Source organism: Bacillus sp. AP50, from assembly GCF_040492675.1.
GTDB lineage: Bacteria > Bacillota > Bacilli > Bacillales > Bacillaceae_G > Bacillus_A > Bacillus_A cereus.
The window spans coordinates 1-9,772 of the sequence record NZ_JBEUTW010000123.1; the positions used below are offsets into that span (position 1 = coordinate 1).

Genomic DNA, 9,772 nt, shown 5'->3' on the forward strand with positions numbered 1-9,772 from the left:
GACCATTACCGTAATGTGCAGTTAATATTAAAACCTTGGGGTTTTTTATCAAACAAATCCACTCCTAGCTTTTTGTTTCTCCATATTGCATATACGACAATAGGAAAAACATTTTCCTTAAAAATTACATAAACAGATTCTAATAATTCCCTTTCAGCTATGTACCTGTCGTGGATATGCAAAGCATATAAGATTGACCCCTTAATCCTATCTGTGCTCATATCTTTACATTATACTTTCCTATAAGAGCTTTCGCAATAACTTACAAATGTTCTCTATTCCATGATACTCACTCTTTTACTTCTTAATTCTTTTTACTATTTTGATTTCCCTTTACAATTATGTAAATTTCTCCATTTATTCCGTACAAAATTATGGATATTCTATTTTCAGTATACTCTTTTATCAATATATACTCTAGATTTTATTGTAAAGAAAGCAAAAAGCCTAATCCAATATTTGGATTAGACCGCTTGTAAAATATATTTAGCATGTTCTACATTTTTCTCAGTAGGTGGTTCTACATTTGCGAGTGGATACTTGTGTCCAAGCGCCTCCCATTTATATACACCAAGCTTATGATATGGTAACACTTCAACTTTTTGAACATTAGACAGACTTTGAATAAAGCTAGATAGTTTTTGTAGATCCTCTTCATTATCCGTAACACCAGGAACTAATACGTGTCGTACCCAAATCGGTTTATTCTTATCCGATAAATAACGAGCAAATTGTAAAATATGTTCATTTGGTTTCCCTGTTAATTTACGATGCTTTTTGGAATCGATATGTTTCAGATCCAATAAAACTAAATCTGTATAATCCATTAAAATATCTAGCTTATTTTGGAATTCTGGTTCCTCAGAATAACAACCACCAGAAGAGTCGATTGTTGTATGGATACCAGCCTCTTTACACTTTTTAAACAACTCAATTAAAAAGTCTAGCTGTAATAATGGCTCTCCACCGCTAACTGTTATACCGCCTCCGGAAGCTTCAATAAATGGAAGGTAACATGTCACATCCTGCATCACTTCTTCAACTGTTATTTCTTTACCTTTACCGATTTCCCACGTATCAGCATTATGACAATATTGACAACGTAATAAACACCCTTGTGTAAATATGACATAACGAATCCCTGGGCCATCAACAGTACCACAAGACTCTACAGAATGTATTCTTCCTTTTACCATGTTACTTCCTCCTTTATTGAAACAGCCTCCCTTCGCTATATATTAAGAGCGAAGGGACACTTTTTTCATTTACATGCTTTCATGCATTGTACGGTTAATTACATCAATTTGTTGTTCACGAGTTAATTTAATAAAGTTTACAGCGTAACCAGATACGCGAATTGTTAATTGTGGATATTTCTCAGGATGTTCCATTGCATCCATTAATGTTTCACGGTTAAATACGTTAATATTTAAGTGGTGGCCTTCTTTTACTGCATAGCCATCAAGCATTGATACTAAGTTACGTACTTGTACATCATCTTCTTTACCAAGTGCTTTCGGAATAATAGAGAATGTATTAGAAATACCATCTTGTGCATCTTCATATGGTAATTTAGCCACAGATAATAATGAAGCTAATGCACCTTTTGTATCACGTCCATGCATTGGGTTCGCACCTGGTGCAAATGGTTCTCCAGTACGGCGGCCATCTGGAGTATTACCAGTTTTCTTACCGTATACAACGTTAGATGTGATTGTTAAGATTGACATTGTATGAACAGAATTTCTGTATGTTTTATGTTTACGAAGTTTATTCATAAATGTTTTTACAAGATTTACAGCAATCTCATCTACACGATCATCATTGTTACCGTATTTAGGGAAATCTCCTTCAATCTCGAAGTCAACTGCAATACCATTTTCATCACGAATTGGTTTTACTTTTGCGTATTTAATTGCACTTAATGAATCTGCTACTACAGATAGACCAGCAATACCTGTTGCCATTGTACGAAGAACGTTTGTATCATGAAGTGCCATTTCAATACGTTCATAGCTATATTTATCATGCATGTAATGGATAACATTTAATGTGTTTAAATATAGACCCGCCAACCATTCCATTGTCATATCAAACTTATGCATAACTTCTTCATAATTTAATACTTCAGAAGTAATTGGTGCGTACTCAGGACCAACTTGTGCTTTAGATTTTTCATCTTTACCACCGTTAATCGCATATAATAATGCTTTCGCTAAGTTTGCACGAGCTCCGAAGAACTGCATTTGTTTACCGATTCTCATTGCAGATACGCAACATGCAATACCGTAATCATCGCCGTATTCAGGGCGCATAATGTCATCATTTTCATATTGAATTGCTGATGTTTTAATAGACATTTTCGCACAGTAGTTTTTAAAGTTCTCTGGTAATTGTTTAGACCAAAGAACAGTTAAGTTTGGTTCTGGAGCTGGTCCTAAATTATCTAATGTATGCAAGAAACGGAATGAGTTCTTTGTTACTAATGGACGACCATCTAATGCCATACCACCGATAGATTCAGTTACCCAAGTTGGGTCACCAGAGAATAATTCATTATAATCAGGTGTTCTTGCGAATTTCACAAGACGTAATTTCATAATGAAGTGATCTACAATTTCTTGTACTTCTTCTTCTGTTAAAGTACCATTTGCTAAATCTCTTTCAATGTAAATATCTAAGAATGTAGAAGTACGCCCAAGACTCATTGCAGCCCCGTTTTGCTCTTTAATCGCTGCAAGGTATGCGAAGTATAACCATTGGAATGCTTCTTGCGTGTTTGTTGCTGGCTTAGAAATATCGAAGCCATGAGAAGCGGCCATTTCTTTTAACTCTTGAAGTGCACGCATTTGCTCAGATAACTCTTCGCGTAAACGCATTGTATCTTCGCTCATTACACCGCCAGTTAAATTTAAATCAGCTTTTTTCGCTTCAATTAAATGATCAATACCATATAACGCTACTCGGCGATAGTCACCGATAATACGTCCACGTCCGTATGCATCTGGAAGACCCGTAATAACACCTGATTTACGTGCATTTCTCATTTCTGGTGTGTATGCATCAAATACACCTTGGTTATGAGTTTTTCTCCAATCTCTAAAAATACGACTAAGTTCTTTATCCATTTCGTATCCATAAGATTCACAAGCTTGTTCTGCCATACGAATACCACCATATGGTTGTAAAGAACGTTTAAATGGTTTATCAGTTTGGAAACCGACTACTTTTTCAATATCTTTATTTAAGTATCCAGGGGCATGTGATGTAATAGAAGAAACAATTTTTGTATCCATATCAAGAACGCCACCGTTTTCACGTTCTTTCGTTGTTAAATCCATTACTTGATCCCAAAGTTGTTTCGTTGCTTCAGTTGCTTCTGCTAAGAAAGATTCGTCCCCTTCGAAAACGTTTACATTATTTAAAATGAAATCGCGAACATCAATCTCTGCTTTCCATTTTTCACCTTTAAAGTTTTCCCATGCGTTTTTAACATTTTCTAATACTTGAGTCATCCTAATCTCCTCCATTTTTGATTAGTACAGGACTAAGATTTTTTATATAACAGCTTACACACTTAGAATACTACTTTTTTACGAAAGTGAACGAAATAGTTGTGACATGTTTGTGAAATGTTGAGCAAACTACTATATATATAGTGTTAACTTCATTTAAAAGTCTTTAAAATTAACCCTTTCCTTAATTGTATTTTTTTGGTATCCTTATATACGAGTCCTATTTTGTAATATAAGAACAATACCCATTGTAGAGCTGTAATACTCTTATCTCCTAATCTGTTATAGTTTTTATAACAGAACAAAAAAGTGTACACATGTTGTACACTTTTTTGTTACTTCTATAAAACATCTCTTTTTCTATTGCCATCATAGAATCCGCCACGATTGTCTGTTAATGAAATTATTTGCTCTAGTCCCTCTATATGATCACCTATAATTCGAAGTACAGCTGGAGGGTGACCTATTTTTGCGAAATGTTCACTGGGACGAATACGGTTCATCTTATCAACCTCAACACGATATACACATGCAATTTCAAATCCAGACAGAAGAGCCTTCACTTGTGCTACACAAGGTGACAATAAAGATTTATACCCAATTGCTTTCAAACACTTTTGGCTAAATGCATTAGGTACCGCAATAAGTGAGCCTACCCCTAAATCCTTTCTATCACAAGCTAAATTTAGTGCATACTTAAATGCAGTTACAAGATGAAGTGGTACTCTTAAATCTAAATAGTGATTTAAATCATTTAATGCGACGTCCTTTCCATCTGCTATAGCTTTTGCAAAAGGATATAGCTCACTCGCTGGAATAATAAAATCGCCGTCTATAAATAACACAATTTCTCCTTTGGCAAAATAAGTTCCAAGTGAGCGCCCTACATCATTTCCGAGTGCTTCTTTATATACAATTGTCGTTGCCCCTTTGTCTTTTGCAATTTTTTTTGTTTTATCTGACGAACCATTTACGACAACGATAATTTCGAAGGGTTCAATTTTGCGAAGCTCTTCTATAACGTTTCCAATTGTTTTCTCTTCATCTTGTACGGGAATAACAACAGATAGTTGCTTTCCTTTATACAAATTAGATGTGACGCCCCATCCTTGATAAAACTCTTCAAAACTTAAAGTATGATAGACACTATCCCTTTTCCTATTTCCATCATAATATCCTCCGCGCTCATCACTGCTTAATATCCGTGCCGCTACTGCTTCTATATGATCACCTATCATTCTTTTTTCAGATTGGGAAAGATTTGTTCCATATGCAGCATGCTGGAATGGACGAAATTTATTTGGCGTAATAACGTCAATGGCGCAATGACGACTAATTCTCCATTTACTTTGAAGTAGGCGTAAATGAGCCACAATAGGATTAACAAAACATTCATATCCGATGCTTTGAACGACTTCTTTCGTCAGCGCATGAGGTACATCTAATAAAGAATTAATTTTTAATTCTTCACGCTCTAACATTGCATTTAATATTTGGCGCCATACTGTAATAGAAGTAGGTTTTTGCCTTTTTAAAAATAATGCATCCAAATTATTTAAAACTACATCTGCCTGATCGTATAAAATCGGATTAAGGAATAATTTTAATTTTGAAGTTTGAATAGCAAAATCACCATCTATAAATAGTAATACATCACCTATCGCATGTTTTGCGCCGACTGCACGTCCAACATCGTTCCCTAGTAGCTCTGTATGTTTGATTACTTTACACCCTAAACGATCTGCAACATCTTCTGTTCCATCATTACAACCGTTTGCTACTACAATAATTTCTACTGGATTTAATGGTCTTACCGATTGAATAACGTCTGAAATCGTATCGACCTCATTACATGCAGGAATAATAACAGATAATGACTTAGCCATTGTTTTGTTCACGAAACCACTTAATTGTTTCCTTCAATCCGTTTTCCCACGTTACTTTCGCCTGAAATTGAACAAGCTTTTTTAATTTTGTTACATCTGGTCTTCTATTTGGAATTTCTTCAAAACCATGAGGATATACTTCTTCAAAAGGCACTTGTACAATCTTCGAAGAAGAATTCGTTAATTTTTTAATTACTTCTGCTACTTCTTTTATACTCTGTTCATTCTCAGAACCTATATTAATAATCTCACCATTTACCTTCTCATCCATTGCCCGAATTGTTGCTTCTACCGCATCACTCACATACGTAAAACAACGTGTCTGCTTTCCATCTCCATATACGAGAATGTCTTCTCCTTGCAAAGCCGCACTAATAAATCGCGGGATTACCCCTGCATACGGACCATCTTTCGCTCTTGGACCATAAATATTAAAATATCGAACAATCGTTACCGGTAAACCTTCTAATGCGTATCCTAAACATAATGTCTCTTCCAACGTTTTACAAACTGCATAACTCCAACGAATTTTAGAAGTTGCCCCGTATAATCGATCTCCCTCTTCAGAGAAAGGCGGCTTGGCCTTACCATATACTTCTGAAGTAGAAGCAAAAACTACTTTCTTCTTTCCTTTTAACGCTGCTTGTAAAATATTTCTCGTCCCATCAAAATTCGTTTCTATGAGCTCTATACTTTTTTCCATTGTTGTTTTCACACCTAAAATTGCTGCTAAATGAAACACGACATCATGCTGATCTACTAATTCATAAATAGAATTTTTATCTAAAACACTTATTGGAATAACACGGATTTTTTTCATTAACTCTTTATGGTACTTATTTTTACCTTTATAAAAGTTATCCACAACAGTGACCTCATAACCTCTTCTCATCAACTCTTCAGCTAAATGCGACCCGATAAATCCGGCCCCACCTGTAATTAAACATTTCTTACTCATTTACTCACCTTCTTTACAATCCCGCGTGTATCTATTACTCGGTCCATTCCTTTAAAAAGCTTCCAATCAATATTAGAATGATCCGTTAAAATTAAAATACAATCCGCTTTTTTAACTTTTTCTTCATCTAAAGAAACAGATTGATACACCTTATCTCCAATTTCCGCGAAAGAAATATAAGGATCATGATATTCTATCTCGTATCCTTGATTTCTTAATAATTGAATAATCGGTAACGCTGGTGATTCTCTCAAATCATTTACATCTTTTTTATACGCAATCCCTACAATTAACACCGTTGCAGGTGATTGCACCACACTTTTTACTTTCCGGACCATTTTCTCTGGCATTTCTTCATTAATTATATGTGCTGCCTCAATTAATTGACTAATTGCCCCATTCTTTTTTATTCTCCATTGAAAATATAAAGGGTCTACTGGAATACAGTGTCCCCCTATCCCTGGCCCTGGCCAATATGGAGTAAACCCAAATGGTTTTGTAGATGCCGCTTCAATGGCCTCATAAAAATCAATGCCTAAACTTTCACATAGTGTGTTTAGTTCATTTACTAAAGAAATGTTAACTAAGCGCTGAATATTTTCAAATAGCTTGCACATCTCTGCTACTTTCGGAGAGCTAACAGGTACAACTTCGTCAAAAATGGTACTATATAAATCCTTTACCTTTTGTCTACACTTTTCTGTTTGTCCACTAATAACTTTTGGAATAGCTTGAACTGAATATTGACTATTTGCTGGATCAATTCTCTCAGGGGAATATCCGATATAGAAATCTTCCCCTACCTTGTTACTATTTTGAGAAATAATAGGTATGATGACTTCTTCAAGTGTGCCTGGATATGTGGAGCTTTCAAAAATGAAGGTTTGTCCTTTTTGAAGGTTTTGTTGTATATAATGCGAAGCTGAAATGAGGGCACTTAAGTCTGGTTCTCTTTGTTCATTAATTGGAGTCGGGACAGTGACAATAACATAATCACTACTTTGAAAATCAGCAATGCCTTGATCCGGTGTGTTTACTGTTAATTTTTTTTTCGTCAATAAACTTTGTAACTCTTTAGAAGAAACATCTGGAATATAACTTTCTCCTTTTATAATTGAGTCTATTTTTCTAATATCTTTATCTAATCCAAGTACTGTATGCCCTCTTTCTGCAAAATGTACCGCTAAAGGAAGGCCAACATACCCTAACCCAATAATAGCTACTTTACTACTATTCATTTGTATTCTCTTCTTCCCTTCTCAATTGTTGAATGATATCTCTATCTCTATCTCCATCAGTAAAGCCACCACGTTCGTCCGTACGTTGTAATAAATACGTAACCGCCTCAAGTTGATCACCGAAAATACGATCAAACGCTGAAATACGCCCATTTACAAATTCGTGTTGCTCTGGACGTACTCGATTTGTTTTTATAACATCTACTAACTCTACTGTTGTAATAGAGAATCCTTCTAAAATAGCTTTCACTTGTGCTAATGGCGGAATGATAAGGGAGTCATATCCTATTTTCTCTATTACCTTCTTATGCATGGCATGTGGTACAGCAGTTAGTGAGTTATTCCATAAATCTGGTCTTTTCGCTACCAAATTCAAAAAGTATTTTCCCATACTAATTGGATCTGCTGGATGAAACATATCTAATAAGCATTGTAAATCATTTAACACCACGTCATTTCCATCTTCAACAGCATGTAAAAATGGAGTGAGTTTTTTTGCTGGAATAACAAAATCACCATCAACGAATAAACAAATATCTGCCGTAGCATGCATAGCCCCTATTGCTCGTGCTACATTATGTCCAAGCGCCTTCGTAAATTCAACTACAATAACATTCTCTAGCTTTGCCTGTTTAACAGTCTCAACATCTGCTCCATTTGCGACAACTATAATTTCATCTACACCTGCTTCTTTCACTTCTTGTATAACAGACCTTATAATTATTTTTTCTTCTGATACCGGGATAATGGCACTATATTTCGCTTTTTTCTTTTGTAATAAAACTGGTTTATACTTTCCTACAAACGCTCTATCTCTATTGTCCTCTGAAAAACCACCGCGATTACCGTATGTTTCGATTACGTATTGTAAAGCACGCAAATGATCACCCATAATACGACTAGTCGCTTTCGGATAAGGAGAGCCAGGTGATGTGCCCGTATGGACAGGACGAACTTTATTTGTGTAAATGACATCAACTGAAGCCATATCAGAAATATCTACTCCTCTAGACATCGCCATCGCTTGAAATAATGCTGGATCTGCTAAATTCCACCACCCCAGTTTTTCAATCACTTTACGACTTATCGCATGTGGTATTGCAATTAAAGATCCTACAACAAACTCCTTCTTGTTCAAATAACGATTTAACATATATTTTCCAACCGTCGTATAATGCGGTCTCATCTTCAAATAAACGGACCATGTTAAATTATTTAAAACAATCTCATGTCCTTGCTGTATTCCTTTAATAAAATTGTATAATTCTTCACTTTTCATGACGATATCACCATCTAAAAATAAAACAATTTCACCTTTTGCTTCTCTAGCACCAATTGCCCGTCCCACATCATTACCAAGGGAATATCTATAATAAATCACACGGCAATTATGCTGTAGCGCTATTTCTTTCGTACCATCTGTCGATCCATTATCTACTATGATAATTTCATATGGTTCGAGCTTTCTTACTTCTACTAAAACTTTTGATAAAGTACTTGCTTCATTATGCACTGGAATAACAACTGACACTCTCATACTTGTATCACTCTTACCCTTCCAAGCGAACATAAGCAATAATAGGAATACGCACAACTACATCTTCTGGTGGTCCATAAGAAGGAGAAGTACGAACAATTACTGCCCCATCCGTCACAGATAAAAGAACGCCTGCAATGATTTCTACAGCTGTCACAACTTGCACTAGTTCCCCAACATGGTTACGTAATTCATCAGTAAATAACATATATAACGCTCCTTTCTTACGCTTCTTTAATTGATATAATACTTGTAAATGGTAATAAAACTTCTGTTCCTATTCCTTCTTGCAATGTTAAGAAGTCATCACCAACTGCTACAATAACGCCTGTTAACTGTCCCACTGTCACAGTAATTTCTACGTTTTTACCTAAATACTGCTCTGCAATTTCTTTAAAAGGTGATGTAGTACATTCTTTTAAAATGTTACAAATAATAGATTGAAATCTACTTGATTCAATAACTTCTTCAGTAGCTTGCTTAGAGTTTCTTTGAATAAATCTCGCGAAGTTTTGTGAAAATAAAAGTCTTTCCACAGCAGGTAATAACTTATTATCTAAAAAATAATCTAATTGCCTATTAAACAATCTCGATAATTTATTCCAATATTTTCTGAACAGACACATACACTTCTCCTC

The 9,772-nt window shown here is 35.2% G+C and carries 8 protein-coding genes and 1 pseudogene; all 9 read right to left on the minus strand.

Annotated elements, in window-relative coordinates:
* Positions 1-464: 464 nt before the first annotated feature.
* On the minus strand, positions 465-1,196 hold the full coding sequence (pflA, locus tag ABWK52_RS11000) for a pyruvate formate-lyase-activating protein (protein ID WP_000238467.1): 732 nt from the start codon (positions 1,194-1,196) through the stop codon (positions 465-467).
* A gap of 69 nt (positions 1,197-1,265) precedes the next feature.
* Positions 1,266-3,515 (minus strand): formate C-acetyltransferase, encoded by a 2,250-nt coding sequence (pflB, locus tag ABWK52_RS11005; protein ID WP_000195464.1) that lies wholly within the window; start codon positions 3,513-3,515, stop codon positions 1,266-1,268.
* 152 nt (positions 3,516-3,667) lie between these two features.
* Positions 3,668-3,888: pseudogene (locus tag ABWK52_RS11010) on the minus strand (hypothetical protein).
* A complete protein-coding gene (locus ABWK52_RS11015; protein WP_002100715.1) occupies positions 3,857-5,401 on the minus strand; it encodes a glycosyltransferase family 2 protein in 1,545 nt (514 codons plus the stop codon). The pseudogene ABWK52_RS11010 and the gene ABWK52_RS11015 overlap by 32 nt, the downstream one beginning before the upstream one ends.
* Positions 5,394-6,359 (minus strand): NAD-dependent epimerase/dehydratase family protein, encoded by a 966-nt coding sequence (locus ABWK52_RS11020; protein ID WP_000037023.1) that lies wholly within the window; start codon positions 6,357-6,359, stop codon positions 5,394-5,396. Before ABWK52_RS11020 ends, ABWK52_RS11015 begins: the two co-directional genes overlap by 8 nt.
* Positions 6,356-7,597 (minus strand): nucleotide sugar dehydrogenase, encoded by a 1,242-nt coding sequence (locus ABWK52_RS11025; protein ID WP_001088931.1) that lies wholly within the window; start codon positions 7,595-7,597, stop codon positions 6,356-6,358. Before ABWK52_RS11025 ends, ABWK52_RS11020 begins: the two co-directional genes overlap by 4 nt.
* The gene (locus ABWK52_RS11030) at positions 7,590-9,134 is read right to left on the minus strand and encodes a glycosyltransferase family 2 protein (protein WP_001266461.1); all 1,545 of its coding nucleotides are present in this window, start codon (positions 9,132-9,134) and stop codon (positions 7,590-7,592) included. The genes ABWK52_RS11025 and ABWK52_RS11030 overlap by 8 nt, the downstream gene beginning before the upstream one ends.
* A 13-nt stretch (positions 9,135-9,147) precedes the next feature.
* Entirely contained in the window at positions 9,148-9,342 is a 195-nt protein-coding gene (locus ABWK52_RS11035; RefSeq protein WP_000899469.1) for a hypothetical protein, read from the minus strand.
* Positions 9,343-9,358: 16 nt separating this feature from the next.
* Entirely contained in the window at positions 9,359-9,760 is a 402-nt protein-coding gene (locus ABWK52_RS11040) for a hypothetical protein (protein ID WP_000335548.1), read from the minus strand.
* Positions 9,761-9,772: the final 12 nt, after the last annotated feature.

Coding starts and splice junctions, on each gene's coding strand:
- ABWK52_RS11025 (WP_001088931.1), bottom strand. CDS start 7,597: ATGAATAGTAGTAAAGTAGCTATTATTGGGTTAGGGTATGTTGGCCTT.
- ABWK52_RS11030 (WP_001266461.1), bottom strand. CDS start 9,134: ATGAGAGTGTCAGTTGTTATTCCAGTGCATAATGAAGCAAGTACTTTA.
- ABWK52_RS11040 (WP_000335548.1), bottom strand. CDS start 9,760: ATGTGTCTGTTCAGAAAATATTGGAATAAATTATCGAGATTGTTTAAT.
- pflA (WP_000238467.1), bottom strand. CDS start 1,196: ATGGTAAAAGGAAGAATACATTCTGTAGAGTCTTGTGGTACTGTTGAT.
- ABWK52_RS11015 (WP_002100715.1), bottom strand. CDS start 5,401: ATGGCTAAGTCATTATCTGTTATTATTCCTGCATGTAATGAGGTCGAT.
- pflB (WP_000195464.1), bottom strand. CDS start 3,515: ATGACTCAAGTATTAGAAAATGTTAAAAACGCATGGGAAAACTTTAAA.
- ABWK52_RS11035 (WP_000899469.1), bottom strand. CDS start 9,342: ATGTTATTTACTGATGAATTACGTAACCATGTTGGGGAACTAGTGCAA.
- ABWK52_RS11020 (WP_000037023.1), bottom strand. CDS start 6,359: ATGAGTAAGAAATGTTTAATTACAGGTGGGGCCGGATTTATCGGGTCG.